The organism is Paenibacillus sp. J31R98, assembly GCF_056269245.1.
The window spans coordinates 40,426-65,500 of the sequence record NZ_JBWDNO010000007.1 but is presented as its reverse complement, the minus strand read 5'-3'; the positions used below and the strand labels follow the sequence as shown (position 1 = coordinate 65,500).

The following is a 25,075-nucleotide window of genomic DNA, read 5'->3' as shown; positions in this document are numbered from 1 at the left end:
TTCAACATCATAACATCGGGTCTCGAAACAGTCTATATTTCATGCGAGTTTTTCGGTATGTTTGTTTGTGCGAGGAAGCGACAAACAAGGGAGCTGTGGTGGCGTGATGGAGAGGGAGAGCTGGGACTGTCCGGTGCAGCAAGACGATCTGACGAATGAGCTGCGGCAGGCGCTCGGGAACGATTATTCGGTGGCAGAAGTGACGAATATGCACGGCGGCGCACAGAAGGTCGTCTATCGTGTGCGTACGGGAAATGGCAGCACGTTGATGCTCTATATTTGGGATATCTCGCTCAATTATTTTCAAGCGGAGATCGAAGAAGCGGCGGCAGAAGATCATGATGGGCAGAGTTCCTTTGGCGCGGAGCTATTCCTCAACAACAATAGGTTCATGCGTGAGCATGGCGTAAGAACGCCTGCGATCTATGCGGTGAACACTTCGCGGGAGCGTTATCCTTTCGATTACGCCTTGGTGGAGTATGTCGGTGGCGGTGATTTACAGCCTTATATGGAGCACCCATCCACTGCGGTGCGGGACAAAGTATTCGGCGGCTGCCAAGAGCTGCTTGGCAAGCTGCATCAGATCCGTCATGCGAGCTGGGGGCAGCTTACCTCAGCAGGCAAGCTGCCTGATGGATCGCGCACGGCCAGATGTGAAGCAGGCATCCATGACAATGCGAGGCGAAATCTCTCTTTTCTCATGCAGGAAAAGAAATTGTCGCCGCCGCAGCAAGGGAAGCTTGAAGAGCTGCTAGAGAGAATTCGTGAAAGCATCGTTCCCCGCGCTGATTATCGCCTCATTCATAGCGAGCTTGGGCCTGATCACATCCTGTTGAATGAGCAGCTTGAACCGTATCTGATCGACATCGAAGGAGCACAATTCTTCGATTTGGAGCATGAGCACAGCTTCCTGCAATTCCGCTTCGCGAACTATGAGCGCTACTTGACTAGAGAAGACCTCGACGAGGTCAGGATGCGTTTCTACAAGCTATGCCATCATATCTCCTGTGCAGATGGGGGCCTCAAGCTGCTGCAGCGCGGATTTCCGAATCGAGCGCTAGCGCAGGAAATCATGTCGTTCAACCTCTCTCAAACATTGTCTTACCTGTAGGCGAGGTCTATAATGGAGCTACAAGAGAGAAGGGGTGAACTCCATTGATGAAAGTTGAAATTTGGTCGGACATCATGTGTCCGTTCTGCTATATTGGCAAACGCCGTTTTGAAGAGGGTCTGGAACAGTTCAAGCATAAAGATGAGGTTGAGGTGATTTACCGCAGCTTCCAGCTCGACCCGAACGCTTCGAAGGACCCGGATCACGATGTGTACGGCCTCGTCGCGAAGAAGTACGGCGTTAGCCGCGAGCAATCGGTCCAGATGCACGCAGGTCTAGTGCAACAGGCGGCTGCGCTTGGCCTCGAGTACAACTTCGACCACGCGATTCCAGCGAACTCGTTCGACGCGCATCGTCTCATTCATTTCGGCGCGGCGCATGGCAAGCGGACGGAAGTGGCGGAGCTGCTGTTCAAGGCGTACTTCACCGACTCGAAGCATATTGCGAAGATGGAGACGCTGAAGGGCATCGCGGCTGAAGCCGGCCTTGATCCGGAAGCGCTTGAAGCGGCGCTGAACAGCGATGCTTACAAGCAGGAAGTGCTTGCGGAGTGCGCGGAAGCTAACCAGCTAGGCGCGAACGGCGTGCCGTTCTTCGTCGTTAACCGCAAATACGCGGTATCCGGCGCGCAGCAGAGCGATGTCTTCCTCGATGTGCTGAACAAGAGCTGGGAGGAAGAGAAGCCGCTAATTATTCTCGATCCTTCATCGTCTGGCGCGGATGGTCAAGTGTGCACGGACGATGCATGCGGTATCGACGAAGCCAAGTAAATCGGCTTGCATCGTCAAACGACATGACATAAGCAAATAAGCAAAAGCACGGCAAAGGTGGAATCCACCCCATGCCGTGCTTTTATTATTTTACGCATATTTGCCGGACAATCCGATGCAAGCGACCCCTGCCAGAATGAGCAGGCAGCCGACAATCTTCAGAGCCGATAGTGACTCGCCGAAGAAGTAGTAAGCGCCGATGATCGAGATGATATAGGCGAGACTTTGAATCGGGTAAGCAAGGCTGAGATCAACGCGGGAAACGATGAACAGCCAGAGCACCGTTGCGCAGCCATAGATGAACAAGCCGCCGATGATGTAAGGGGAGAAGATGAGCTCAAGAATCGTACGAATCGACTCGAATGGCTTCTCGCGCTGCATCAGCCCGTATTTCCACAAGAACTGCCCAGTTACGAGCATGAGCGTGTTGGCGAGAATGAGAAGGAAGGATGACATGTTCATACGGATTCACGTCCTTCCACAGATTGCTGAAGTTCAAGCAGTTTCTTCTCCATGACGGCGAATTCCTGCGTCAGCCTCTTCATCTTCTCCGACTGGTTCGATAAGCTCATCGTCTGCCTCACTAAGAGCGCCAGGATGAAAATAATCGTAACGAGGAAGACGAATGTCGGCATGTACGCGATGCCGAGCCATAGCGCGAACCTGTTTAGCAGAGGAATGCAGGCGGCTGAGAGCACGCCGGCAATGGCCGTGATGAGCCATAGGAACGCATAGCGATCTTTCAGTTTATGCGTCACCGTGAACGAGACGATGAGGCCGAGGAAGAATAGCGTTATCAGGATGGCAACAAGCTGATTCATAGATTAGGGACCTTGTCCTTTCAGTGGCGTTTCTTTCGATCTTTGGTTCTTTTGTTCCAATTACGAGAAGCTCTTCCGAATGACCGAGAACATCGTAACCTTCATCATATAGTAGATCGACTTCGACCAATTGATGGAGGACGCGCCTCCCTGTCGATTTCGCATTTCGACGCTGATCTCCTTGAGCTTGTAGCCTCGCTTGGACAGGCTCACGAGCACTTCAACCTCGGGGTAATCTGTCGGGTATGTGCGTGAGAACAGCTCAATTGCTCTGCGCCCGACGATGCGGAAGCCGCTCGTTGGATCATAGACGCGGACGCCTGTCAGCAGGCGTATGAGCCAGTAGAAGTACAGAATGCCGGCGCGGCGGGACAAGCTGCCCCGGTAGCTGCTGTGCTCGACGAATCGCGAGCCGATGACCATGTCATAGCCGCTCGATTGAATCTCTTCCACGAGCTTCGCAATGTCGGCAGGGCGGTGCTGGCCGTCGGCATCGAGCTGGATCGCATATTGATAGCCGTTCTGGTCGGCATAGCGGTAGCCGCTTTGCATAGAGCCGCCGATGCCGAGGTTGACGGCGTGCCGGAGAGCGGGGAAGCCTTCCTCCCGAATAATAGCAGGCGTACGGTCCTTGGAGCCGTCGTCAATGACGATGAAGTCATATGGCGTATGCCGTTTCAGCTCGTGGACGGTCTTCGCAAGCGTATCTTCTTCGTTGTAAGCAGGAATAATGACTAGAATATCGCTGCTGCGTTGCTGGGAACTCATAACTTGCACCTTCTTTCTATCTAGCGATCTTGCGGTTAAGCTAGCCTTCATGCGCTATGTAAGGGTTGCTTTTATCCAAATCTTATATAGTATAATAGAAATCTCTGTTATTTTAAAATACCAGTAAATTGGAAAGGGAGTTTTAAGGTGTTTTCCTTAACTAACGAGTCATCCCGCATGCGGAGGTTTGTGTGGATCATGTTGGCCGTCGTTTTCCTCGTGCACGTCATTGTCGTGCTGTCGCTAGGCGATCACTTCCTGCTCGGCTCCTACGAGAAGCGCAACAACGATGATGTCAAATACGTCCACGCCGCGCAGGTGCTGCTCGAGCATCACACTCTTGTCTATAACAGCGGCATGAATCCGACCAACTATATCATGCCTGTCGTACCTGTCGTGCTAAGCGGCTTCATGTCGTTTCTGGATCGTGACGCGGCCGTTATGGGCTTCCGTCTTCTGCAGTGTCTCATGCAGACCGTGTCACTCTATCTTATCTTCGTTATCGCCCGCGAGCTGCTTGGCAGACGAGTCGCGGTTGTCGCTGTTATTCTTGATGCGATCTACGTCCCGAACTTGTTTGCCTCGGGAGCGATTCTAACAGAATCGACGTTTAAGCTGCTCTTTTTGTTGCTCATCTGCACCATCATTCACGCAATCAAGCGAAAGACAGCAGGCGCTTATGCAATAGCCGGGGTCATGCTCGGCATTACCTGTTACGTGAAGCCGCAATGCGCGCTGCTGCCTGTCTGTTTCCTGATCATCTGGCTTGTCCAACGCTATAGCCTGAAGGATATGGTGAAGTACACGGCGATTATCGGCGTATGCAGCATGCTGATGCTGTCTCCTTGGTGGATTCGCAATTACGCGGCGTTCCATGAGTTTATTCCTTTTACCAAATCAACAGGCAACCCGATGCTGCTCGGTGCATTGATTGAACGTGCCATGCCGCCAAAAGGGTTCTTCGAGCAATATCCGCAGTATAATGAGAAGCTGTTCACGGGAAGCGACAGCTCCGAGAAGCTTGCTGCGCAGCGGATCATTAAGTACGGTTTCACGCACAAGCCGCTAGACTATGCGTATTGGTTTACGGTAGGCAAGTCGTTGCAACTGTTCGAGAATCCGTTCTACTCAAAGCCGGTGCCAGGCTTGCCAAGACCAGCTATTAATGTCGTGCATTGGATTTATGTGCTGCTCGGGTTCAGCGGAATCGTCTTGCTAGGCATTAAGCGCCGCTATAAGTACGTGCTGCCTCTGCTGCTGCCTTTTCTCTATTATTGGTTTATACATTTACCATTTATTACCTTTGGGCGCTACGGTTATCCGCTCGTCTGTCTATTAACGATATTTGGCGCTGTCACCATCGTCGCTTTGCTCGAGCGAAGAGGCGTGTGGAAAGAGCGGGAACAAGCCGCCGGTTAACGACCGGGCGGCTTTTTTTTGCAAAAGGCAGTAGTTGGGAGTGAATCGGCATAGTACAATGGAGCTGTAAGCGCTAACAAATTATGATCTACCTTAATGGGAGGGACTTTGATGAATGCTTCTGCTTCGCCGTTAGCTGTAACAACCGCCGCACGGACAGTCAGAGTGACGACGGGCAAAGACTATATGACGATCCTGTTTGGGATGTGGCTCATCGGCGGGATTTTCGTGGATGGGTTTGCTCACAATCACGGAGTCGTAGAGACGTTCTTCACGCCTTGGCATGCCATTCTGTATTCCGGCTTCATGGCCTCAGCGCTGTGGATGACTTGGCTGCTATACCGTTCGAAGCGAGCCACGGGAGTTTCATGGGTAAAAGCAGCTCCTGTCGGTTATGGGCTAGGCTTGCTCGGAGTCGTTATTTTTCTATTCGGCGGCTTATTCGATATGTACTGGCATGTTGTGTTCGGCATTGAGAAGAATGCGGCAGCCTTGCTGAGCCCTTCCCATCTGATGCTGCTGATCGGCGGCATTCTCATTGTATCGAGTCCCTATCGGGCGAGTTGTCATAATGAACGGATGGTAAAGCCCGGCTGGGGCGAGTTCGCGCCAGCGTTTGTGTCGCTTGTTATCACGACAGGCGCGGTTGGCTTCTTCCTCATGTATGCGTGGATGTTCCGCTATAATTTGCCGGCAGCTTCTACCGTTGATTGGTATCTAAGCACTTTCGGTTCGGGCATGATTGTTGAGAACAACGAGCTGCGCGGCCTCACGTATATCCTCGTCGATACGATTGTGTATATGGTTCCTGTCTTTCTGCTTATGAAGCGCTGGTCGCTGCCCATTGGCGTCATGACTGCGCATTTTACAATCATTACGGCATTGATGAACGTACTGGACGGGTTCGAGAACTACCAGTCGATTATTATCGCATTCGGGGCAGGTCTGCTCGGCGATATTTGTTACCTGGCGCTGAAGGCTGCTCGGCCAGAGCGTGAATGGGCGAGAAGAATCGTCGGCGCTGTGCTGCCGATTGCACTGTGGAGCTTTTATTTCGCATGGATGTACGCAACGGACGGTATCGGCTGGGAGACGGAGCTGTGGGCTGGCGCAATTGTTGAAGCGACGCTGCTGTCGCTTGGCGTGCAGCTGCTGGCAGCACCTCGTCCTTCGGTCAAAGGATAGATGATGATGAAGATGATGCGACAACGAGTTTTTACAGCGGCGACTATGCTGCTGATCGTTCTTATTCTAAGCAGCTGCGCAGGCAAGCCAATGAGCAATGTCGAGATTCATCCCCCTTCCAAGGGGCTCCTTCATTACTTGCAGCAAGACCAGATGGCGAATGTATCCGATAACGGTTATCGAGCCGTGATTGACACGACGAGTATCCGCAATCTGCAGAGCAAAGAGGAATCCTCCATTGATTTGCAGGTGGTGGACCCTTCCGGGAAGCCGGTTCAACATTTCAAAGAAGACATGACGAAGCTGATGCATCTCATTGTCGTCAGCAGCGACCTGTCGACCTTTGAGCATGTCCATCCTGATTACGCTGCTAACGGGTGGTTCCATGCGAAGGTGAATTTTCCTCATGGGGGGCAGTTCCTGCTCGTCTCAGAGTTTATGCCGGATGATGCCGGACTGACCGTCTATAAACAGTGGGTGACGGTAGATGGGAAGAATGGCGCCGCGAAGAAGCTGGAGCCTGACAAGCAGCTAACGCAAACCGTTGGTGGACTGCAAATCACTTTATCCGCGATGCCGGATATAGCAGAAGTGCGTGCAGGCGATATGGCGATGCTGAACTTCACGCTGAAGGATGCCGCTACAGGCAAGTTCATTCAGCTTGAGCCTTATCTCGGCACGGCGGGGCACTGCGTCATTCTCGACGAGAAGGCGAAGCAATATATCCATGTCCACGCTGCGACCGATATGAGTTCGGGCTCGAACGTCATGTTCCATGCGGAATTCCCGAAGGCAGGCCTCTATAAGCTGTGGGGGCAGTTCCAGTACAAAGGGAAAGTGATTGTTGCGCCGTTCGTGATTGAGGTGAAGTGATCGGATGCTTGACCTTGGCAAAGATGATGCTGCGAGGAGTCATTACTCGCCGCGCGTCCGGCTAACGCATCGTACACACCTTATTAGCCTCAAAATAGCTCTCGAAAAATTGTAACGAACTCCAGAAGCCTTATTCGCTCCATTTCCTGCTGGAAGAGGCTGATTTTACTGAAATAACATCTCTGAGATTCGTTAGATTGGCTGAACGAGCCGTTTGTGCCGAATAACGATTCTGGGGTTCGTTAGAATTCTGAAATCGCTGAAACACGGAAAACGCTGAAATGTAGAAAACGTTGAAACCTAGAATCGCTGGAAGTGCTGAATTCACTTGAATCCGCTGGCTTCCACTTTGCAACCATAGCGTCCACGTTCACCTTAGGGTCTCCAGTTCAGGAGACCTTTTTTTATTTTGAAATAGGAGGAACAGGAGCAAGAATATCGAAAACTTGGACGTGCGACTTGCCAAAGGTATGGCAGCGAGCTTTCGCGAACGTATTCGTTTGGAAGCGATGTCAACTAAAGTGAATATCAAGGAGAGATAACTATGGATCGTTACAAACCGAAGTATCATTTTACACCGCCTCGCAATTGGATGAACGACCCGAACGGCCCTTTTCAGCTGAACGGCGAATATCATCTGTTCTACCAACATAACCCTGATGCGCCGGAGTGGGGCCAGATTCATTGGGGGCACGCGAAGAGTCTCGATCTGGTGAACTGGGAGCAGCTGCCGCCCGCATTGGCGCCTTCCCGCGATCTCGGAGAACATCACTGCTACTCGGGCTGCGCAGTTGTCGATGGCGAAGATGTTCGCTTGTTCTATACGAGCATCGGCGAGGGCGAGCGGAATGCGACGAGCGGTGCGGAGCAGTGGACCGTTAAGCGAAATAGCGAAGATTTACTCTCGTGGCACAAGCCTGACTTTAACCCTGTGCTCACAAATGAACATCATGGTGACCTGAAAGTAACGGAGTGGCGCGACCCATACGTCTGGAAAGAACAGGACGGGTGGAAAATGATCACCGGCGGCATTCATGAGGGTAAAGGCGTTGCGCTGATCTATCATTCCGACAATTTGGAAGCGTGGCGCTTTGACCGGATTTACTATAAAGGCGAAGAGGCGATTTTTGAATGTCCGCATATCTTCCGATTCGATGATAAAGCAGTTCTGTTCTATTCCCCAAGTGCACCGGTGCAATATGTGACTGGCCCGTGGAGCGCCGATGGGCTGACAGAAGTGGAAGGTCGCGGAACCGTAGATCCTGGCGGCTGGGATGGATATTACGCCTCAACAGGCTTCGTTGACGAAGCGGGCCGCCGCATTCTGCTCGGCTGGATGCCGGAGTGCAGAGGAGAGAATTTCCCTGTAGAGCTGGACTGGAACGGGGCGCTAGCGCTGCCGCGAGTTGTTGAGCTGAAGCCAAATGGCCGCATTGCGATGACTCCGGTTCCGGAGCTAGCGTCGCTGCGGGGCGAGAGTGTAACATTTGCCGATGTAGTCATTAGTCAGGAACAGCCGCTCGATACGAGTGTATCCTCGACCACCTTCGAAGCTGCGATTGAAATCAAGAAGCCTGCTGCAGATGCTCCTCAGGTGGTGACGATCTCCGTTCTAGCTTCTGCTGATGGGCGGGAGCATACCGATGTGCGGATTGACTTTGCGGCGGGTACAGTTACGCTGGATCGTTCTCATTCGAGTCTGTTCAGCGGCGTACGCAAAGCCGATCTGGTGTCCGAGCTGAACTTGCAAGAAGATGCGGAAGCATTGCAGCTGCGTCTATTCGTCGATCAATCGGTCGTTGAGCTGTTTGCCGGCGATGAAGTCTGTATTACTGGGCGCGTCTATCCTTCCTTGGAAGACAGCAACCGTATTCGTGTGCAATCCAGTGGGGAAATTCAAATCTCCAGCTTGGAGATTTGGGAGATGCGAGCAGCGAACATCGGCTAGGAATAGGAGATCAAGATGGAATCAGCTGGATTGTTTCGACCTCGGATTCATTTTGCAGCAGAAGCGCATGGCGGGATTGGCGAACGAATTGATTTCTATTACGAGGATGAGCAGGGTCATTGGTGCTTCGAATTCACATATGCGGATGGTTCAGGAGCGGGAGCTGCGGTCAGTAGGGATCTCGTCCACTGGCATGAGGCATCAGTGCAGACGGAGCGAGAGTGGGCTAGCGCAAGGGAGAGTCGCCTAGTCGAGCTGCCGATTGAGAACGAGCCGACTCTTACAAAATGGCTCCGCCTCCACGAGAATCACACATACGTAATCGGTGATTGGGACGGCGAGTCTTTCACCTCGGCTAGCGAGTCTGCTGCTCTGTGGCATGGCGTGGATACGGAAGTGCTGGCTTGCGGGCAAGGACGAGTCATCCTTGCGGGACTTGTTCACGGAAGCAGTGGTGGGCAGCTCGTACTTGCGGAGCTGAGTTTGCTTAGGTCGGCAGAGGGTACTGTCCAGCTTCATGCTGCACCAGTTAGCGCACTGTACAACTTGCGTGTATGGCAAAGAGAATGGATGGTTGCTGATCTGAACGAACAGCATCATTTTGAAGAAAGCTTGCTGTTTCGCATCGCCCCGGGCGAATGGCCAGATATTTGTATTCTGCCTGCGGAGGAGGATGGCGAGCCGAGTGCAATAACATCGGATTTGCTGGACGTTCATCTGGATATTAGCTCGATTGAAAATGAGGGCGATTTGCTCGAGATCACGCTCTATGGGGTCAAGATTGCGGTGGAGATGAGCGAGCGCGCATTATCCATTGCATGTAACGGTGCAGCGGTTTCGTTATCGAAGCGCGAAGGCAGCCTCAAGCTGCGATTGTTGCTGGACCAAGCCTCGATAGTTATATTCGGGGGCGACGGTGAGGCGGTGCTGGCTGTTCCAGTTGCGACTGGTCATGTGCAGCAGCGCTATCTCAAATTGCATGCTCAGAGCGGAATGATACAGTCGGTGGCCGTACTCGTATATGGTCTGCGCGGCACAGAGCCAAGTCCGCCAGAACGGCTGCTTATCGAAGCGGCTCATCCGGCAGAAGACAGGACCATTTACCAATCGGAGAGCTATACGATCTATAGCCATCGTGTTGAAGATGCCGTCTATGGCGAGCCGCCGGCATACGTGCCCGACCGCAATACGATTCTATCGCCGACTCGTGCGGTGGAAGAATTCGTGTGGCGCAAGAATTGGGCGAATGATATGACCCGCGTCATTGATCGCGGGAATGTCTGGCATCCGCAGCCTGAGATCGCGAAGCTTCCGGATGTTCACACCGGACATGCGACGATTGATGCTGCGTACCGGCTCGCCGCAGATGTCTTCTATCGGTGCGGCTCGCCAGAGTTTGCTCGTCCTGGCGAGGAAGGGATGTGGACCGCGGGACAGTTCCAAGGTCCGGGGGAAGGCTTCGGCGTCTGGGTGCGGGATACGACGCATATCGCGATTCGTTCCGGCAATTTGCTGGACCCGGCAGGCGCAAGGGCATCGCTGCTCTTCACGACGAAGGACGGCTTCGACAATGGCGTAGACGGAACGGCGATGCCGATCGTCGGCATATGGGACTATTACTTGGCGACGGGCGATCTGACTTTGATCCAGCAAACATGGCCGAATCTCAAGAGCCGGATTGCGAAGCTTGATGAGAGCTTTGATCCCGAGCAAGGCTTAGTTCCGGCTGATCAGTCGACCTCCAATGATGCGTTCCCCGAACCTGAAGCCGGCGGATTCTGCTTGGCGACGGAAACCTATTTCATGGAGTCGTTCGCGGCGATGTCGCGCATGGGCGTTCTGATGGGAGAATCGGAGGAACAGGTAAAGAGCTGGGCGGAGAGAGGCGAATTGCTGCTTCGAAGCATTCAGCGGCAATATTGGAACGACGAAGCGGGTTATTTCACTAGCGGGCCGATTGGAAGCGAGAGCTACCGTGAAGGCTACTGGGAATCCGCCGGAGCAGAGATGGCGATGTGGCCGAGGTACGGCATTGCCACGCCGGAGCAGCGTCAGCGCATGTTGGATCGACTGCCAGAGGTGGCGATGAACGAGTTCGGCGTGAACGTCTTCCCGTATCGCGAGGAGATCAACCATTTTGCTGGCGCGGCTTGGGTCGTCTGGACGAGCGGGATGGCTGCCGCTGCGGGGCGCGAAGGCAGGCTTGATCTGCTCATGACGCTCATTGCTCAGCAAGTCCGCAATAGCGTAATGACGAAGACATTCTACGAAGTGATCGATTACCGTACGGGAAAAGCATGGCGTTGGCCAGGTCAGCTCTGGCATGCCGCCGGCTTCATCTCTTACTTCTACTTCGGCGTCCTCGGGATTGTGTACGACGAGAAGGGGATGACGATTACGCCTGCCGTTCCGGAGACGCTACGTGACATCCGGTTAGACAATCTGCGCTACCGGGAGGCTGTGCTGGATATTGCCGTTCATGGCTTCGGAACGAAGTTCCGGATGACTTGCGATGGAGAACAAGTCGATGTTATACCGACGAGTGTGAAAGGCAAGCATAGTATCGAGTTGTGGTCTATAGAGTAGAAATGAAGAACCCCTTCGCATGAACGCGAAGGGGTTCCGTTTTTAAGGTGCAAACCATCGAATGGACATACGAACTGACGCGCTTTACCCATCCGCCTACTTCGAATAACGCGCTAACGAATCGTAGAGCGCTTATGTAGCGCATATCGGATTATCAAATCGGCCAAAAGCCCCCTCCGCAATAACGCGAAGGGGGCTCCGTTATGTTCAACTAATTAAGGCGTTACGCTGCGCAGCACAGTCAAATGTCCGTCCAGCTCGTAGCCGCCAAGGCTGGCAGGGAGCAGGAAGCATTCGCCTGCTTTGACCTCTTGCTTGCCGCCGTCCCAGCTCAGAGAGCCGTTTCCTTCGGCAATAACCAGAATGACGAAAGACTCCTGCGTCGTAGACAGCTTCCACGGTGCGCGAACAAGACCTTTCTCTACGACGAAGTACGGCGATTCCGCAATGGTGAGCCATTCATTGTCACCGATTGCATCGGTCTTCATGCGGCTAGCGCCTGCGCCTTCATAAGCCGTTACGTTGAGAGAATCCTCTACGTGAAGCTCGCGAAGCTTGCCGTCCAGGCCCGGACGGTTGTAGTCGAACACACGGTAAGTCGTGTCGGAGTTCTGCTGAATCTCAGCGACGACAACGCCTGCGCATAACGCGTGAACCGTACCTGCCGGTATGTAGAATGCATCGCCGGCTTCGACGGAAACCTCTTGCAGGCAGTCCATTACGCGGCCTTCTTCGATTGCGGAAGCGAGCGCTGCACGGTCTACGCCTTCTTTTAACCCGTAGATGATCTTAGCACCCGGCTTGGCAGCAAGAATGTACCACATTTCGGTTTTGCCAAGCTCGCCTTTTGGCAGCCCTGCATACGAATCAGTCGGATGTACTTGAATCGACAGGTCGTCGTTGCAGTCCAGCAGCTTGATAAGCAGCGGGAATCGGCCATCCTCGGAGTAGCCTTTCGTACCGAAGAACTCGCGACCGTATTGCATGCGAATCTCGTCCAGTCCAAGTCCGGCGAGAGCACCGTTCATGACTTTGGTTGTGCCGTTCGGATGGTCGCCGATCATCCAGCCTTCACCGATTGCGCCTTCCGGCAGTTCAAGGCCGAATTGCGCAAGCGCTTGGCCTCCCCATACTCGTTCTTTCATCTCTGGTTTAAATTGCAGCGGATATGCTTGTGTCAATGTATCTCTCTCCTTACGAGGTAATCGCCGTATATGCGTATTTGTTAGGCTTTGCTTGCAGGCTGGAACATCTCGAGGTACTCGCGGTCCGGGCCGTAGAAGAAGAAGTAGCGCGCGCCGTTAGACAGCGTCGTAATTTCCGTTTCTTTCAGCGGTACGCCAAGGCCTTGGATCCGTTCAAACTCCGCTTCAACATCATCCACCGTAAAAGCAAGATGGTGCGTGCGGCCTTCTTCGGCAAGCTCGCCAGGGTAGCCTTCGATCAGCTCGACTTCGGACTCCTGCCCGTCTGCGCCTGCGAGGAAGCCGAGACGAATAACGCCATTGTTGTGCGTCAATGTGTACAGATATTTGAGTCCAACTACTTCGGTGTAGAACTTGATCGAATTCTCTAGATTGCTAACCATAACGCCAACATGCTCCAATTTACGAACTGCCATGAATAAAGACCTCCTTGGAAAATGAAATTCGTTAGACTGCTCTTACTCTTAACCTACCGCTTCTCAATCGCTAACAAAAAAGGTGCTTCTGCTTTCTGCGCCATTCGGTACAGCACAGCCTGCGCAAGCATCTGCGGCAGCTCGGAAGCGAATCGAGTAACAGCATCCGCTTCTTCACCGCCGCCTGGATGACCAGGGTAGAGGACGACGGTTAAGATACCGCCTTTGCGCAGAAGGGCAATCGCAGCTACAAGTGCGGCAATCGTCCCGTCTGTTGTTGTGATGATGCTCTGATCGGCACCAGGCAAGTAGCCGAGATTGAACATAATCGCAGCGACCTTGCCATGGGCATCGGCAGCAACATGCTTGTCCATCTCGGCATGGCTTGCGTGCACGAGTTGCAGCTTCGCTATGCGATCCGCCTCAGTGTTGTCCCCGGACAGCCGCATCCGCGTACGTTCCAGCGCCTCCGCCTGAATATCGAAGGCATAGACAACGCCGCGCGGTCCGACCAGCTCGCATAGAAACTGCGTATCGACGCCATTGCCGCAAGTAGCGTCAATAACGATATCGCCGCTCGCTGCGCGCTCCTTCACTAGCTTGTGCGCCATGCTGAGCACGCTGAGGAAGCCCATCTTACTGAGCCTCCCACAACCGACCTTGCCATGTCTCGCGCCCAGCCAGTTCATGGTCGATGCTGTTCAGCACTTCCCATTTCTTGAGGCTCCACATCGGGCCGATAAGCAGATCACGCGGCGCATCGCCGGTGAGCCGGTGCACGATCATCTCCGGCGGCAGAAGCTCCAGCGTATCGACGATCAGCTTCACATACTCATCCTGATCGAGGAAACGGAGCAAGCCTGCTTCGTACTGCTTCACCATCGGCGTCTTGCGCATGAGATGGAGCAGGTGGATCTTGACGCCTTGCACATCCATCGCCGCAACCGCTTTGCCCGTATCGAGCATCATTTCGTGCGTCTCTTGCGGCAAGCCATAAATAATATGCGCACATACGCGGATGCCTCTGGCACGAAGCCGCTTGACGGCATCTTCGTAGCAAGCAGTATCATGCGCACGGTTGATGAGCTCCGACGTCGATTCGTGAATCGTCTGCAGGCCCATCTCTATCCATAAATACGTGCGCTCGTTCAGCTCCGCCAAGTAATCGACAACGTCATCCGGCAGACAGTCCGGCCGGGTTGCGATCGATAGGCCGACTACGCCGGGCTGAGCGAGAATGGCTTCATAATATTCCCGCAGCTCCTCTACAGGCGCATACGTATTCGTATAAGCCTGGAAATAGCCGATGTATTGCGCTGCCGGCCATTTCTGATGCTGCAGGTCTCGAATCGTATTAAACTGGGTCACCAGGTCGTCCCGCCGGCTGCCGGCGAAGTCGCCTGAGCCGCGCGCGCTGCAGAACGTGCAGCCGCCCTTCGCGATCGAGCCGTCGCGGTTCGGACAAGTGAACCCGGCATCGAGCATCACTTTAAACACTTTGCTGCCGAATTGCTCTCGCATTTCGTAATTCCATGTATGAAACCGCTTGTCGTTCCATAGCCTAGGCGTAGTGGTAACGGCATCCGTTTCAGGTTGAACCTTCATCATAGTAGCTCCTCTTGCTTGTAGTTCTCGAGATTGACTAAGTACAATCATAACGAAATTCCGAGCAAAACGCCATCTTTAAGGCGTGGACAAGCTGGAAGAAAGAACGAAAAAAAGAGCGGATATTTCTCGAAAAGGGCTTGCAATACCTAACATGACCTGTTATATTAAAAGAGCGACAGATCAATGAAAACTACAATTTTCGACCCCTCTTCATAACACTTTTCATGTAAGGTTTCTATTTGGAAATTCGTTTTTGAAAAAACCAGTTGAGGTGATGAGGAATGAATAATCAAGTAAAGATCCCTAATGGCGACGAGAAGGTAACTGTTGAATTGACGAGAAAAGAGCTCATGTCGCTTGCCGGCATTCGTTTCTACGATAACCATAAAGTCGAGGTATCCGCACGCAAGAAGCTGCATGACCTGCTGGAAGCGCAAGAAGGCACTGCTCGTCAGCTGCTGAACTAACTTTGGAATAAAGATGAAGCTGAGCAGCGTCCATGGACGTCCTCGGCTTTTTTGTTTTTTCTAGACTACTTGCCAGTGCTTACTTTACAAGCAGCACGGAATTCGGGCACAATAAGGACTAGTTAACGCGGTAACCTGCGATCAATACGTGGAGGAATCAATTGATATGCGTCTTAGAGGAAGAAAAGGAATTTTGGAAAGTATCGAAGCACAGCCGGAGCTTGTCGTACTGGATGCAGCGCCGCACAAAGGCCGCTGGAAGGAGTTCTTCGGCAATGACAATCCGATTTATATTGAGCTTGGCATGGGGAAAGGCCGCTTCATCAGCGACATGAGCGTGCGCAATCCGCATATTAACTTTATTGGCGTCGACATGTACGACGAGCTTATCCGTCGCGCCAGCGACAAAGCTAGAGCAGCATGGGAAGCGCAGGGGGTAGACAGCCCGCCGAACCTCGCGCTGCTGCGCGCAAATATCGAAGGCATTGAGAATATGTTCGCGCCTGACGAAATTCAGCGTATTCATCTGAACTTCAGTGATCCGTGGCCGAAAGCGAAGCATGCGCGCAGAAGGCTCACGCACCCTCGCTTCGTGGCCAAATATATGGAGATTCTTAACGAGTACGGGGAAATTCATTTCAAGACAGACTCGCAGTCGTTATTTGAATTCTCGCTCAACAGCTTTGCGGATATGGAGCTTCATATGCGTAATATTGCACTTCATCTTCACAAGGAAACGCTGCGCGATGACCTCGTGCTGACGGAATATGAGTCGAAATTCGTGGAGCGCGGCAACAACATTCACCGCGTTGAAGTCGTTATCGGCGAGAAAGCCATTGCGGCGCATAAAGAAGCGAAGCTCGCTGCTCAGAAGAAGGACCAAGAAGCAGAGATCAATAATGAAGTGGACGAGCCGAGTATGGCGCCGACAGCAACGTCGGAAGGATAATGCAAGCCGAGGTACATCCGTGACCAGCCTACGGATATGCCTAATAAGATGGCGATTGGCAGCAGAATCGGAAGCAGTGCTGCATCAATGAACAACCATGGCATCAGCCAAGCGAATATAGCCGTTGTGTGACCCCATGGGAAAGAGGAGTCGCATAGCGGCTTTTTGCATGCATTCACGCTTGCGAGGGCTTGATAGGGGCGCAGCCGGCTGAACTTGCGTTTCACGATTGCGACAGGAATATGGCTGATTGCGGTAGCGGTTAGGGATTGCCAGCCCGCGGTGCTCCAGGAGCCTGATCCAAGCAGGGCGATTAGCATAGCAGTGGTGAGCGTAAACGTTGCTCCGCCTGTATGCGTAATCGTACCGAGCCATCTGCTAAGCCACACGTTAAGTCCTCGATGCGACGGCCTGCGGTTTGCCCACATTAATAAACGCTGATCATGCGTAAGGACCCAGAACATCATATTGACCATTCTTTTTCCCTCCCAGTTGTAAACGGCTATCGTCATCCTGTGCCTTGGATCCAGTGTAACGGGAAATTGTTTGCGCCATATCAACGGTTTGATAAGCGATTATGAATTCTTAACGATCCCTTCATGAACAATTGATATGGCGGTAATACAGCCTCCATATACTGGTAGTATAAGCTGGCTGCGCAAATCGCGGCATAAGCAAATGGAGGCGATAAGATATGCGTCTTGCCTTGTTTACAGACACTTATGCACCCGATGTCAACGGAGTGGCGCGAACCCTTGAGAAATGGGAACATTTTCTGCGCAAGCGGGATATTCCTTGCCTAGTATTTGCCCCGAATCCTGCAGCCGTCGCCCAGCGGGAATCCTCGCCGTTCGTGGAACGGTTCATGAGCATGCCCTTCGTCCTCTATCCGGAATGCCGCCTCGCGCTGCCGAATCCTCTTCATATGCGTCGAGCGCTGGAGCAATTTCAGCCCACCTTAATCCACGTCGCAACGCCGTTCAACATGGGCCTTTGCGGCGTTCATTATGCCCGAAAACACCACATTCCGCTGGTTGCTTCATATCATACTCATTTTGACCGTTATTTGGCGTTTTACAATATCCATTGGATGGTTAAGATGTTATGGAGGTACCTTGAATGGTTCCATCAGGACTGCAGGCGCATCTTCGTGCCTTCCGCCTCGACTTTGCATGGTCTTGCTGAGCGCGGCTGGGATGAGGAACGTCTCACAGTATGGACACGCGGCATCGAAACGAAGCATTTTCATCCGATTGTTGATCGACCTGCACTGCTCGCGGATCAAGGGATTGCAGGCCATCAGTTTGTCGTTCTCTATGTTGGCAGGATGGCCCCGGAGAAAAATGTGGATACAGCCGTAGCTGCATTCGCAAAGTTCCAGCGTGAGGTGAATCGAGATGCCGTATTCGTGCTGGCCGGAGACGGTCCGCAGATGCAGCAGCTGAAGCAGCAGGCGACGCGCGAGGGCATTAACACGCGGTTCCTTGGCTTTACGGGCATGCCGAAACTTCAACAGTGGTATGCGGCAGCGGATGTATTGCTGTTCCCTTCGCCAACGGAAACGTTCGGTAATGTCGTGCTTGAAGCGATGGCATGCGGCACGCCAGTCATCTGTGCAGACAGCGGCGGTGTCGTCGATACGGTCAATCACGAGTGGAACGGACTGCTCTGCGAGCCGGGTAATGCTGAAGCGTTCTGCGAGGCGTTAGAGCGTGTCTATCTTGATCAAGAACTGAGAAAAAGGTTGGTCGCAAGAGGTCTTGCGCACAGTATGAGACAATCTTGGGACGCCATATTCGAGGAACTGCTATCGAACATGGAGCAGGCGGCACTGCAGCCGGCTATAAGTTCATCAATTCGTCACATTGGCAGATGACTCGGACGAAACCAAATCGCTTTTAAAATCGTTTTATTGAGAGTGAGTGCAGTGAATTAATTGTAAATGTATGAAATACGGGTGAAATGGCAGGAAAGCAGCATTACCTTCCGTTAAAGTCCCAATGCAAGCGCTTTTCTCCGATTTATTGGCGCTTGAAAGGCAATTTCTACTTTTGACAAACAGACGCATTGTGTGGAAAATCATTAAGGTTGCGGTATAAATAAAAAAACAGAGCCGCGGCCACAGTCACCAAGAATAAAGAACGTATACAAAAACTAGAGAGAAGATAAAAATGGGGTCTCAAGGGGGCAGTACAAGTTAATGTTCAACACGATTATTATTATGTTTCAAGTCTTTCTGGCGTTTGTCGGCGTGTATCAGTTTGTTATTTCCTTGTTCGGAATTGTAAGGAAACGGAAGGAAACGAAGCATGATCCGCAGAAGTCGTTCGCGGTTCTCGTCGCAGCTCACAATGAAGCGCAAGTCGTTGGGGCGCTGATCGAGAATTTGAAGAACCTCGACTACCCGAAAGAGCTTTACGATATCTTTGTAATTTGCGATAACTGCACGGACAATACGGCAGACATCGCGCGCAGCATGGGCGTTCATGCGATGGAGCGCAAGAATCCGCATCTTCGCGGCAAAGGCCACGCTATTGAGTGGATGCTGAAGGAACTGTGGGCAATGCCTCGCCAATATGACGGTATTGTCATGTTCGACGCAGATAACCTGGTCGGCAATGACTTCTTGATTCATATGAATAACGACCTGTGCGAAGGCCGTAAGGTCATCCAAGGTTACTTGGATACGAAGAATCCTACAGATTCGTGGGTTACCGCTTCGTATGCAATCACTTACTGGTATTGCAACCGTCTGTGGCAGCTGTCCCGTAGAAACTTGAACATGGCCAACTACCTTGGCGGCACGGGCATGTGCTTCGAAGCCGGCCTGCTTAAGGAAATGGGCTGGGGAGCAACAAGCCTCGTAGAAGACTTGGAGTTCTCGATGCGCTGCGTGAAGCGCGGCATTCATCCTGTTCTGAACTACGATGCGAAAGTATATGACGAGAAACCGCTAAGCTTCAAGGCTTCGTCCAGACAGCGCCTGCGCTGGATGCAGGGTCACTTTACTGTAGCCCGCAGCTATTTCTTCCCGCTGCTCTGGGCGAGTATCAAAGAACGCAGCTTCGTGAAATTCGACGCGGCGCTGTACTCGATATCGGTTTACAATACGTTCCTTGGTTTTATCGTAACAGCGATGCTCTGGATGGATAACATCATTCCGGCAGACAATATATTTACATCGATTTATTATTACGCGCCGAGCTGGCTTGCGCCGCTGGCGATCTTCCTGACGGCGATTATGTTCCCGCTTGTTATGGCGCTCGAAGGCATCAAGTCGCCAAAAATGTACGCGCACCTGTTCTCCATGGTGTTCTTCCAGCTTTCGTGGCTGCCGATCACATGCTATGCATTCTTCACGCAGAACAACAAGCAATGGAGCCATACGCAGCATACGCGTGTGCTTCGTCTGGATGAAGTGCAGAGCAAGCAGATTTAGATTTAGTATGCATGGTGTCGTGCTACGTATCGAACATTGCGATGATCACTCCCGTTGTGCTGCGCACAAAAGTCGTTCCCATTCGCAATTTCGATGCTTCGCCTCATATGCCTAACAAACAGCTTGACAGCTAAATCTACACCGTGCTATATTATTTCAGTAACATCTCTTGAACAACCTCATAAGATGTGTACGCACAAGCAGAAGCACCCGCTTCTCACCTACTCGGCCAATGGCTGAATGGTTCGCGATCATTGATTGTAACCGGCAGCAACATCATGTTGCTTTTGAAAGCCTACGATCTTGGTTATTGGAATGCGGGTCCTCAGCGGATCCGCATTTTTTGTTTTTTGCCTGGCTAATACCCGGCAAAGGTGTTTTTGCTTGATTCATAATTTTTGGAGGTGGCAGGTTATTAGCAGGGAACATCAAATCAACGATGAAATTCGGGCCAGAGAAGTGCGCGTCGTCGGTGCAGAGGGCGAGCAACTTGGCATTAAGCCTTTCCGCGAAGCACTGCAATTGGCAATCGATTTGAACATGGACCTGGTGAACGTTGCACCGACAGCGAAGCCGCCGGTGTGCAGAATCATGGACTATGGCAAATTCCGTTATGAGCAGCAGAAGAAAGATAAAGAAGCGCGCAAGAATCAGAAAATTGTAGACACGAAAGAAGTTTGGTTCCGTGCTAACATTGACGAGAACGACTACCAAACGAAATTCCGGAATGTCGTGAAGTTTCTGGGTGAAGGCGATAAAGTGAAATGTTCTGTTCGTTTCCGCGGACGTGAAATTACACATGCATCAGTCGGTCAGAAGATTCTGGATCGGCTTGCAACAGAAGTGGCTGATTTGTGCGTCATGGAGCGTGTACCGAAGCTTGAGGGCCGTAGCATGATCATGATTCTAGCACCGAAGGCGACTTAATAATCAATCATTGAGGAGGATCATCACATGCCTAAAATGAAAACACACAGCAGTCTTAAAGACCGTTTCAAAATCACAGGTACAGGTAAAGTAATTCGTTACAAAGCTTACAAAAACCACCTTCTTTCCGGTAAATCGTCCCGTCAGAAGCGTGTACTGAACACTCAACCAAACTTGGCTAACGGCGATTACAAACGTCTGCAACAAGGCCTTGCAAACATCAAAGGTTAATTAGAACGATCTAATTTCGTATAAATATTACTCGGGAGGTTTCTACTCATGGCAAGAGTTAAAGGCGGATTCGTCCGCGCACGTCGTCGTAAAAGAATTTTGAAGCTAGCGAAAGGTTATTTCGGTTCAAAGCATCGCCTGTTTAAAACAGCGAAAGAGCAAGTAATGAAATCCTTGCTTTATGCATACCGTGACCGTCGTCAACACAAACGTGACATCCGCAAACTGTGGATCGTTCGTATCAATGCTGCAGCTCGCCAAAACGGCCTGTCCTACAGCAAATTTATGTACGGTTTGAAGCTTGCGGGCATTGAAGTAAACCGCAAAATGCTTGCTGACCTTGCAGTGAACGATATCAACTCGTTCAACTCGTTCGCAAACCTTGCAAAACAAAAAGTAAACGCGTAAGCTACCGCTTATACGTTTCATGATAGAGAGCGCCTTTCTGCTATGCAGAAGGGCGCTCTTTTTTTTGGATAAACGTCATAGGGACAAAGATACAAGCGGAAACTGCTGCTAGCGAATAGAGTATAGGACAACGACATTTACACTCTCGAGACAGATGACAGTAATGGTCAATTGCCGTGGAAGGTCATTGCAGCTTGGTAGTCTAAAGCTGAGAGGAGGGATATTATGCAACGTCAACGTCAACGCCAACGCGTGTCGCAGCAGCAAGTGCAGCAGCTCGTTGGTAAAACAATCTATGCAGTCCGCAAGGACGGCTCTGTCGTAACCGGCAAGCTCGTTCATGCCCATAATAGTAAGCTTCTCGTCAGTCCGCTAGATGCTGATAAGAAAGCAGGAACAAGAGCAATCATCCCGCTCGTTCTGTTCGACCTGCTCGTCATCGGCCTGCTCGCAGGCGGCGGTTGGGGAGGTGGCTGGGGAGGCGGCTGGGGCGGCGGTGGTGGTTACCCAGGAGGGTATCCAGGCGGCTACCCAGGTGGATTCCCAGGCGGAGTTGGTGGAATAGGCGGTATTGGTGGACCAGGAGGACCAGGAGGACCTGGCTGCGATACATGCGGCCCGCAATTTGGCGGCTACAACAATCAGCCTTTCTATTAATCAGAGATGCTTTAACATTTCGTAACAACGAAGATCATGATAAGCTCGAACAGTCTGAAAGCCCAGCCGCGAATAGAGCCGCTGGGCTCTTGGATTGGAATAATCGACGAACAAGGTAGCCGATCTGCAGCCAGCATTGCGCGCAAGCTCTTCGGCTTTGCACAGGAGCTTCGTACCGATCTGTTTGCCCCGATGCTTGGGATGTACGACGAGCATATCGAGCAGCAGTCGGTCGCCTCGCGTATAGAAATGAATGAAGCCTTGCGGCAAGCTGGACTTGAACCGGGAACTGACAAGTGTCACACCATCGCTAAGCCGCCGGGGCAGCTCGCGTATCGTTTGCGCGTCTCGTGGAGAGGCTGTGTGGGAGAGCGGAATGAGCTCGCACTTAATGAGACGGATAATTTCATCGTCATCCATACGAGCGCGTCTGTCTCGAATCATGGGGAACCCTGCTTTCTGACCAATAGGATTCTACATTCTATGCGGATGTCATAAGACGCGCGATTGGGTGGAAGATAAGGGTACATAACTTTTTCACAATAAGTTGATCCTAAGTTTTGAAATATCAGAAAGTAATTAATTTTTGTTCATTGTTTTGCTTGACGAATGAAACCTGTACGCATATAATAAGCGATAAGCTAATAAGTGAACGGCTATGAAGAGGACGAAGTGTTAAGGGCTCTTTTGCTCCAGAGAGCGTTCGGAACTGCTGAAACCGACGCCAAAACCCCTTTCCAACGAGCTCACCTCGGAGCTGTTTCCCTGAAAAGGAACGCATAAGCGAACCGCATTAGGGGAAATCGTAAGGCACACGTTAATGTGCCAAGGTAGAACGATTCTTCGTTCTAACCTTATGAGGTTATGCGCTGTGAGGCGTATAACATATTTGGGTGGTACCACGGAAGCTAAACCTTTCGTCCCTAGGCGATATGCTCGCTCTAGGAACGAAAGGTTTTTTTGTTTTATTCAAACTTAAGCTCTTGCCGTCAGAAGTCGGCGACAGCCGTTTACACTTGGAAGGGAGGACGACTTAATGGACGCTCAACATGCAACGTTAAGGTCAAAAGAAGAAATTAAAGAAAACCTGAAGAAACCGGAGGTCATTACCGGTTCAGAAATTTTGCTTCGCAGCTTGGTGCTGGAGGATGTGGAGTGCGTCTTCGGTTACCCGGGCGGCGCAGTATTGTACATCTACGATGCTATGCATGGATTCTCGGACTTCCACCATCTGCTGACCCGTCACGAGCAAGGCGCCATTCATGCGGCCGACGGTTATGCGCGGGCTAGCGGTAAAGTTGGCGTATGTATTGCAACATCGGGACCGGGAGCTACAAACCTCGTCACAGGGATCGCGACTGCGTATATGGACTCGGTGCCGCTTGTCGTCATTACCGGCAACGTAGCGACTTCGCTGATCGGAACGGATGCATTCCAAGAAGCAGATATTACAGGCATCACGATGCCGATTACGAAACACAGCTATCTGGTGCGCAAGGCAGCGGATCTGCCTCGTATCATTCATGAAGCGTTCCATATCGCGAACACTGGCCGTAAAGGTCCGGTATTGATCGATATTCCGAAGGACGTTTCGGCTGAGCTCACGCTGTTCGAGCCAGCAACCGAAGTGAATATCCGCGGCTACAACCCGACAGTAACGCCGAACAAGCTGCAAATTGACAAGATGATCAAGGCAATCGCAGAAGCAGAGCGCCCGATCGTATTGGCAGGCGGCGGCGTTGTTTACTCCGGTGGCCATGAAGAATTGCACGAATTCATTATTAAGTCGGGTATTCCCGTTACGACGACATTGCTCGGACTTGGCGCTTTCCCAAGCGGCGAAGACCTGTGGCTCGGCATGCCGGGTATGCACGGCACGTACACTTCGAACACAGCCATTCAAGATGCTGACCTTCTGATCAACATCGGCGCACGTTTCGATGACCGCGTAACAGGTAAGCTGTCCGGCTTCGCGCCGAAGGCGAAGATCGTTCACGTTGATATTGATCCAGCTGAGATCGGCAAGAACGTTCCGACGGACATTCCGATTGTTGGCGATGTGAAGACAGTGCTTCAACTGGTGAACAAAGAAGTGCAGTATACGGCGAAAGCTGATGCATGGCGCGCTAAGCTTGCTGCTTCCAAAGCAGAGAAGCCTTACAGCTACACGGATTCGGACGTAGAACTGAAGCCGCAATGGGTTATCGAGATGCTGTATGAGGAATCCAAAGGTGAAGCAATTGTAACGACTGACGTGGGCCAACACCAAATGTGGGCAGCGCAGTATTACAAATTCAAGCAGCCGCGCTCGTGGGTAACATCCGGCGGTCTTGGAACAATGGGCTTCGGCTTCCCTTCGGCAATCGGTGCTCAGATGGCGAACCCGGATCGTCTCGTTATCTCGATTAACGGCGACGGCGGTATGCAGATGTGTGCGCAAGAGCTCGCGATCTGTGCCATCAACAAAATTCCGGTTAAAGTCGTTATCATTAACAATCAAGTGCTCGGCATGGTTCGCCAATGGCAGGAACTGATCTACGATAACCGTTACAGCCATATCGACCTTTCGGGCAGCCCGGATTTCGTGAAATTGGCTGAAGCTTACGGCGTTCGCGGCTTCCGCGCTTCGAACAAGGAAGATGCTCGCGCTGTATGGCAAGAAGCAATGAATCATGATGGTCCGGCAGTTGTGGAGTTCGTCGTTCGCAAGCACGAGAACGTGTATCCGATGGTTACACAAGGCTCCACAATTGATCAAATGTTAATGGGGGATGCGGAATGAAGAGACATACGGTAGCAGTACTCGTAAACGACCAGCCAGGCGTCCTCCAACGCGTATCCGGATTGTTCGGACGCCGCGGCTTCAATATTGAGAGCATCACCGTCGGGACAAGTGAGGAAGCCGGCTTGTCCCGGATGGTCATCGTTACAACCGGCGATGACAACACGCTGGAGCAAGTAACGAAACAGCTGTACAAGCTCATCGACGTTATTAAAGTCGTTGATCTTAGCGCGAATCCGATGGTAGGCCGCGAGCTGGCGCTCATTAAAGTAACGGCTGATCCGACTGCGCGTCCAGAGATTCTTGGCGTGGTAGAGACGTTCCGCGCAGCAGTTGTTGATATCGGCACAACTTCGCTGATGGTACAAGTCGTTGGCGATTCCGAGAAGATTGATGCGATGATCGAGCTAATGAAGCCATATGGCATTCGCGAGCTTTCTCGTACGGGCGTTACGGCGATGGTCCGTGGCAACGCTAGATAGATAACAAGTTCATAGGATAGCAG

26 protein-coding genes are annotated in these 25,075 nt (G+C 52.0%); 17 read left to right on the top strand and 9 right to left on the bottom strand.

What is annotated here, in order from left to right; all coding sequences use genetic code 11:
* Window positions 1-106: 106 nt before the first annotated feature.
* Together AC0YNX_RS22905 and AC0YNX_RS22900 are read left to right on the top strand one after the other, a co-directional pair.
* Entirely contained in the window at window positions 107-1,111 is a 1,005-nt protein-coding gene (locus AC0YNX_RS22905) for a phosphotransferase (protein ID WP_475818245.1), read from the top strand.
* Window positions 1,112-1,158: 47 nt separating this feature from the next.
* A complete protein-coding gene (locus tag AC0YNX_RS22900) occupies window positions 1,159-1,881 on the top strand; it encodes a DsbA family oxidoreductase (RefSeq protein ID WP_475818033.1) in 723 nt (240 codons plus the stop codon).
* A gap of 90 nt (window positions 1,882-1,971) precedes the next feature.
* Here AC0YNX_RS22900 and AC0YNX_RS22895 read toward each other — a convergent pair whose 3' ends face one another.
* From AC0YNX_RS22895 to AC0YNX_RS22885, 3 genes are read right to left on the bottom strand one after another with little or no spacing between them, the layout of a single operon-like run.
* Entirely contained in the window at window positions 1,972-2,343 is a 372-nt protein-coding gene (locus AC0YNX_RS22895; protein ID WP_475818032.1) for an EamA family transporter, read from the bottom strand.
* Window positions 2,340-2,702, bottom strand: a complete 363-nt coding sequence (locus AC0YNX_RS22890) for a DUF2304 domain-containing protein (protein ID WP_475818031.1) — start codon at window positions 2,700-2,702, stop codon at window positions 2,340-2,342. Before AC0YNX_RS22890 ends, AC0YNX_RS22895 begins: the two co-directional genes overlap by 4 nt.
* Before the next feature lie 60 nt (window positions 2,703-2,762).
* On the bottom strand, window positions 2,763-3,470 hold the full coding sequence (locus AC0YNX_RS22885) for a glycosyltransferase family 2 protein (RefSeq protein ID WP_475818030.1): 708 nt from the start codon (window positions 3,468-3,470) through the stop codon (window positions 2,763-2,765).
* Between the two features lie 198 nt (window positions 3,471-3,668).
* Here AC0YNX_RS22885 and AC0YNX_RS22880 point away from each other — a divergent pair, with 198 nt between their 5' ends.
* The 5 genes from AC0YNX_RS22880 to AC0YNX_RS22860 all read left to right on the top strand — a co-directional run bounded on the left by AC0YNX_RS22880 (window position 3,669) and on the right by AC0YNX_RS22860 (window position 11,481).
* Window positions 3,669-4,889 (top strand): glycosyltransferase family 39 protein, encoded by a 1,221-nt coding sequence (locus tag AC0YNX_RS22880; RefSeq protein WP_475818029.1) that lies wholly within the window; start codon window positions 3,669-3,671, stop codon window positions 4,887-4,889.
* A gap of 111 nt (window positions 4,890-5,000) precedes the next feature.
* Window positions 5,001-6,074: a hypothetical protein gene (locus tag AC0YNX_RS22875; RefSeq protein ID WP_475818028.1), complete on the top strand. Its 1,074-nt coding sequence runs from the start codon at window positions 5,001-5,003 to the stop codon at window positions 6,072-6,074.
* Window positions 6,075-6,086: 12 nt separating this feature from the next.
* A complete protein-coding gene (locus AC0YNX_RS22870; RefSeq protein WP_475818027.1) occupies window positions 6,087-6,947 on the top strand; it encodes a hypothetical protein in 861 nt (286 codons plus the stop codon).
* 544 nt (window positions 6,948-7,491) lie between these two features.
* Window positions 7,492-8,895, top strand: coding sequence for a glycoside hydrolase family 32 protein (locus AC0YNX_RS22865; protein WP_475818026.1), 1,404 nt, complete (start codon window positions 7,492-7,494; stop codon window positions 8,893-8,895).
* 15 nt (window positions 8,896-8,910) lie between these two features.
* A complete protein-coding gene (locus AC0YNX_RS22860) occupies window positions 8,911-11,481 on the top strand; it encodes an alpha-L-rhamnosidase-related protein (protein WP_475818025.1) in 2,571 nt (856 codons plus the stop codon).
* Window positions 11,482-11,696: 215 nt separating this feature from the next.
* On the opposite strand, the gene AC0YNX_RS22855 is transcribed toward AC0YNX_RS22860, so the two are convergent.
* From AC0YNX_RS22855 to mnmL, 4 genes are read right to left on the bottom strand one after another with little or no spacing between them, the layout of a single operon-like run.
* Window positions 11,697-12,662 (bottom strand): type I phosphomannose isomerase catalytic subunit, encoded by a 966-nt coding sequence (locus tag AC0YNX_RS22855; protein WP_475818024.1) that lies wholly within the window; start codon window positions 12,660-12,662, stop codon window positions 11,697-11,699.
* A 44-nt stretch (window positions 12,663-12,706) separates the two neighbouring features.
* Complete coding sequence (locus AC0YNX_RS22850; protein ID WP_475818023.1) at window positions 12,707-13,102, bottom strand: VOC family protein; 396 nt, start codon at window positions 13,100-13,102, stop codon at window positions 12,707-12,709.
* Between the two features lie 53 nt (window positions 13,103-13,155).
* Window positions 13,156-13,737, bottom strand: coding sequence for a tRNA 5-(aminomethyl)-2-thiouridylate-methyltransferase MnmM (gene mnmM, locus AC0YNX_RS22845; protein WP_475818022.1), 582 nt, complete (start codon window positions 13,735-13,737; stop codon window positions 13,156-13,158).
* 1 nt (window position 13,738) lies between these two features.
* Window positions 13,739-14,707 (bottom strand): tRNA modification radical SAM protein MnmL/YtqA, encoded by a 969-nt coding sequence (mnmL, locus tag AC0YNX_RS22840; RefSeq protein WP_475818244.1) that lies wholly within the window; start codon window positions 14,705-14,707, stop codon window positions 13,739-13,741.
* A gap of 284 nt (window positions 14,708-14,991) precedes the next feature.
* On the opposite strand from mnmL, the gene AC0YNX_RS22835 reads away from it, so the two are divergent.
* A complete protein-coding gene (locus tag AC0YNX_RS22835) occupies window positions 14,992-15,177 on the top strand; it encodes a hypothetical protein (RefSeq protein WP_475818021.1) in 186 nt (61 codons plus the stop codon).
* Window positions 15,178-15,343: 166 nt separating this feature from the next.
* Window positions 15,344-16,126: a tRNA (guanosine(46)-N7)-methyltransferase TrmB gene (gene trmB, locus AC0YNX_RS22830; RefSeq protein WP_475818020.1), complete on the top strand. Its 783-nt coding sequence runs from the start codon at window positions 15,344-15,346 to the stop codon at window positions 16,124-16,126.
* Here trmB and AC0YNX_RS22825 read toward each other — a convergent pair.
* Window positions 16,045-16,602 (bottom strand): phosphatase PAP2 family protein, encoded by a 558-nt coding sequence (locus tag AC0YNX_RS22825; protein ID WP_475818019.1) that lies wholly within the window; start codon window positions 16,600-16,602, stop codon window positions 16,045-16,047. The two genes, trmB and AC0YNX_RS22825, sit on opposite strands and share 82 nt — an antisense overlap.
* Before the next feature lie 218 nt (window positions 16,603-16,820).
* On the opposite strand from AC0YNX_RS22825, the gene AC0YNX_RS22820 reads away from it, so the two are divergent.
* The 6 genes from AC0YNX_RS22820 (at window position 16,821) to AC0YNX_RS22795 (ending at window position 21,788) form a co-directional block, all read left to right on the top strand.
* Window positions 16,821-18,002, top strand: a complete 1,182-nt coding sequence (locus tag AC0YNX_RS22820; RefSeq protein WP_475818018.1) for a glycosyltransferase family 4 protein — start codon at window positions 16,821-16,823, stop codon at window positions 18,000-18,002.
* A gap of 324 nt (window positions 18,003-18,326) precedes the next feature.
* Window positions 18,327-19,565, top strand: a complete 1,239-nt coding sequence (locus AC0YNX_RS22815) for a glycosyltransferase family 2 protein (RefSeq protein WP_475818017.1) — start codon at window positions 18,327-18,329, stop codon at window positions 19,563-19,565.
* A 384-nt stretch (window positions 19,566-19,949) separates the two neighbouring features.
* Window positions 19,950-20,492: a translation initiation factor IF-3 gene (infC, locus tag AC0YNX_RS22810; protein WP_475818016.1), complete on the top strand. Its 543-nt coding sequence runs from the start codon at window positions 19,950-19,952 to the stop codon at window positions 20,490-20,492.
* 27 nt (window positions 20,493-20,519) lie between these two features.
* On the top strand, window positions 20,520-20,723 hold the full coding sequence (gene rpmI / locus AC0YNX_RS22805; protein ID WP_126019090.1) for a 50S ribosomal protein L35: 204 nt from the start codon (window positions 20,520-20,522) through the stop codon (window positions 20,721-20,723).
* Window positions 20,724-20,771: 48 nt separating this feature from the next.
* Entirely contained in the window at window positions 20,772-21,131 is a 360-nt protein-coding gene (gene rplT, locus AC0YNX_RS22800) for a 50S ribosomal protein L20 (RefSeq protein ID WP_475818015.1), read from the top strand.
* 225 nt (window positions 21,132-21,356) lie between these two features.
* Window positions 21,357-21,788 carry a hypothetical protein gene (locus AC0YNX_RS22795; protein WP_475818014.1) on the top strand — a complete coding sequence of 144 codons (432 nt, stop codon included), beginning with the start codon at window positions 21,357-21,359 and terminating at the stop codon, window positions 21,786-21,788.
* Here the strand turns inward: AC0YNX_RS22795 and AC0YNX_RS22790 are convergent, their stop codons facing one another.
* Window positions 21,789-22,232 carry a GNAT family N-acetyltransferase gene (locus AC0YNX_RS22790; RefSeq protein WP_475818013.1) on the bottom strand — a complete coding sequence of 148 codons (444 nt, stop codon included), beginning with the start codon at window positions 22,230-22,232 and terminating at the stop codon, window positions 21,789-21,791.
* A gap of 592 nt (window positions 22,233-22,824) precedes the next feature.
* On the opposite strand from AC0YNX_RS22790, the gene ilvB reads away from it, so the two are divergent.
* Complete coding sequence (gene ilvB, locus AC0YNX_RS22785; RefSeq protein ID WP_475818012.1) at window positions 22,825-24,570, top strand: biosynthetic-type acetolactate synthase large subunit; 1,746 nt, start codon at window positions 22,825-22,827, stop codon at window positions 24,568-24,570.
* Window positions 24,567-25,052: an acetolactate synthase small subunit gene (gene ilvN, locus AC0YNX_RS22780; RefSeq protein ID WP_475818011.1), complete on the top strand. Its 486-nt coding sequence runs from the start codon at window positions 24,567-24,569 to the stop codon at window positions 25,050-25,052. Before ilvB ends, ilvN begins: the two co-directional genes overlap by 4 nt.
* Window positions 25,053-25,075: the final 23 nt, after the last annotated feature.

What these genes read in the sequence shown, in the direction of transcription:
- AC0YNX_RS22905 (WP_475818245.1), top strand. Translation starts at nt 107, where the DNA reads ATGGAGAGGGAGAGCTGGGACTGTCCGGTGCAGCAAGACGATCTGACG.
- AC0YNX_RS22900 (WP_475818033.1), top strand. Translation starts at nt 1,159, where the DNA reads ATGAAAGTTGAAATTTGGTCGGACATCATGTGTCCGTTCTGCTATATT.
- AC0YNX_RS22895 (WP_475818032.1), bottom strand. Translation starts at nt 2,343, where the DNA reads ATGAACATGTCATCCTTCCTTCTCATTCTCGCCAACACGCTCATGCTC.
- AC0YNX_RS22890 (WP_475818031.1), bottom strand. Translation starts at nt 2,702, where the DNA reads ATGAATCAGCTTGTTGCCATCCTGATAACGCTATTCTTCCTCGGCCTC.
- AC0YNX_RS22885 (WP_475818030.1), bottom strand. Translation starts at nt 3,470, where the DNA reads ATGAGTTCCCAGCAACGCAGCAGCGATATTCTAGTCATTATTCCTGCT.
- AC0YNX_RS22880 (WP_475818029.1), top strand. Translation starts at nt 3,669, where the DNA reads ATGTTGGCCGTCGTTTTCCTCGTGCACGTCATTGTCGTGCTGTCGCTA.
- AC0YNX_RS22875 (WP_475818028.1), top strand. Translation starts at nt 5,001, where the DNA reads ATGAATGCTTCTGCTTCGCCGTTAGCTGTAACAACCGCCGCACGGACA.
- AC0YNX_RS22870 (WP_475818027.1), top strand. Translation starts at nt 6,087, where the DNA reads ATGATGCGACAACGAGTTTTTACAGCGGCGACTATGCTGCTGATCGTT.
- AC0YNX_RS22865 (WP_475818026.1), top strand. Translation starts at nt 7,492, where the DNA reads ATGGATCGTTACAAACCGAAGTATCATTTTACACCGCCTCGCAATTGG.
- AC0YNX_RS22860 (WP_475818025.1), top strand. Translation starts at nt 8,911, where the DNA reads ATGGAATCAGCTGGATTGTTTCGACCTCGGATTCATTTTGCAGCAGAA.
- AC0YNX_RS22850 (WP_475818023.1), bottom strand. Translation starts at nt 13,102, where the DNA reads ATGGCAGTTCGTAAATTGGAGCATGTTGGCGTTATGGTTAGCAATCTA.
- mnmM (WP_475818022.1), bottom strand. Translation starts at nt 13,737, where the DNA reads ATGGGCTTCCTCAGCGTGCTCAGCATGGCGCACAAGCTAGTGAAGGAG.
- mnmL (WP_475818244.1), bottom strand. Translation starts at nt 14,707, where the DNA reads ATGAAGGTTCAACCTGAAACGGATGCCGTTACCACTACGCCTAGGCTA.
- AC0YNX_RS22835 (WP_475818021.1), top strand. Translation starts at nt 14,992, where the DNA reads ATGAATAATCAAGTAAAGATCCCTAATGGCGACGAGAAGGTAACTGTT.
- trmB (WP_475818020.1), top strand. Translation starts at nt 15,344, where the DNA reads ATGCGTCTTAGAGGAAGAAAAGGAATTTTGGAAAGTATCGAAGCACAG.
- AC0YNX_RS22825 (WP_475818019.1), bottom strand. Translation starts at nt 16,602, where the DNA reads ATGGTCAATATGATGTTCTGGGTCCTTACGCATGATCAGCGTTTATTA.
- AC0YNX_RS22820 (WP_475818018.1), top strand. Translation starts at nt 16,821, where the DNA reads ATGCGTCTTGCCTTGTTTACAGACACTTATGCACCCGATGTCAACGGA.
- AC0YNX_RS22815 (WP_475818017.1), top strand. Translation starts at nt 18,327, where the DNA reads ATGTTCAACACGATTATTATTATGTTTCAAGTCTTTCTGGCGTTTGTC.
- rpmI (WP_126019090.1), top strand. Translation starts at nt 20,520, where the DNA reads ATGCCTAAAATGAAAACACACAGCAGTCTTAAAGACCGTTTCAAAATC.
- rplT (WP_475818015.1), top strand. Translation starts at nt 20,772, where the DNA reads ATGGCAAGAGTTAAAGGCGGATTCGTCCGCGCACGTCGTCGTAAAAGA.
- AC0YNX_RS22795 (WP_475818014.1), top strand. Translation starts at nt 21,357, where the DNA reads ATGCAACGTCAACGTCAACGCCAACGCGTGTCGCAGCAGCAAGTGCAG.
- AC0YNX_RS22790 (WP_475818013.1), bottom strand. Translation starts at nt 22,232, where the DNA reads ATGATTCGAGACAGACGCGCTCGTATGGATGACGATGAAATTATCCGT.
- ilvB (WP_475818012.1), top strand. Translation starts at nt 22,825, where the DNA reads ATGGACGCTCAACATGCAACGTTAAGGTCAAAAGAAGAAATTAAAGAA.
- ilvN (WP_475818011.1), top strand. Translation starts at nt 24,567, where the DNA reads ATGAAGAGACATACGGTAGCAGTACTCGTAAACGACCAGCCAGGCGTC.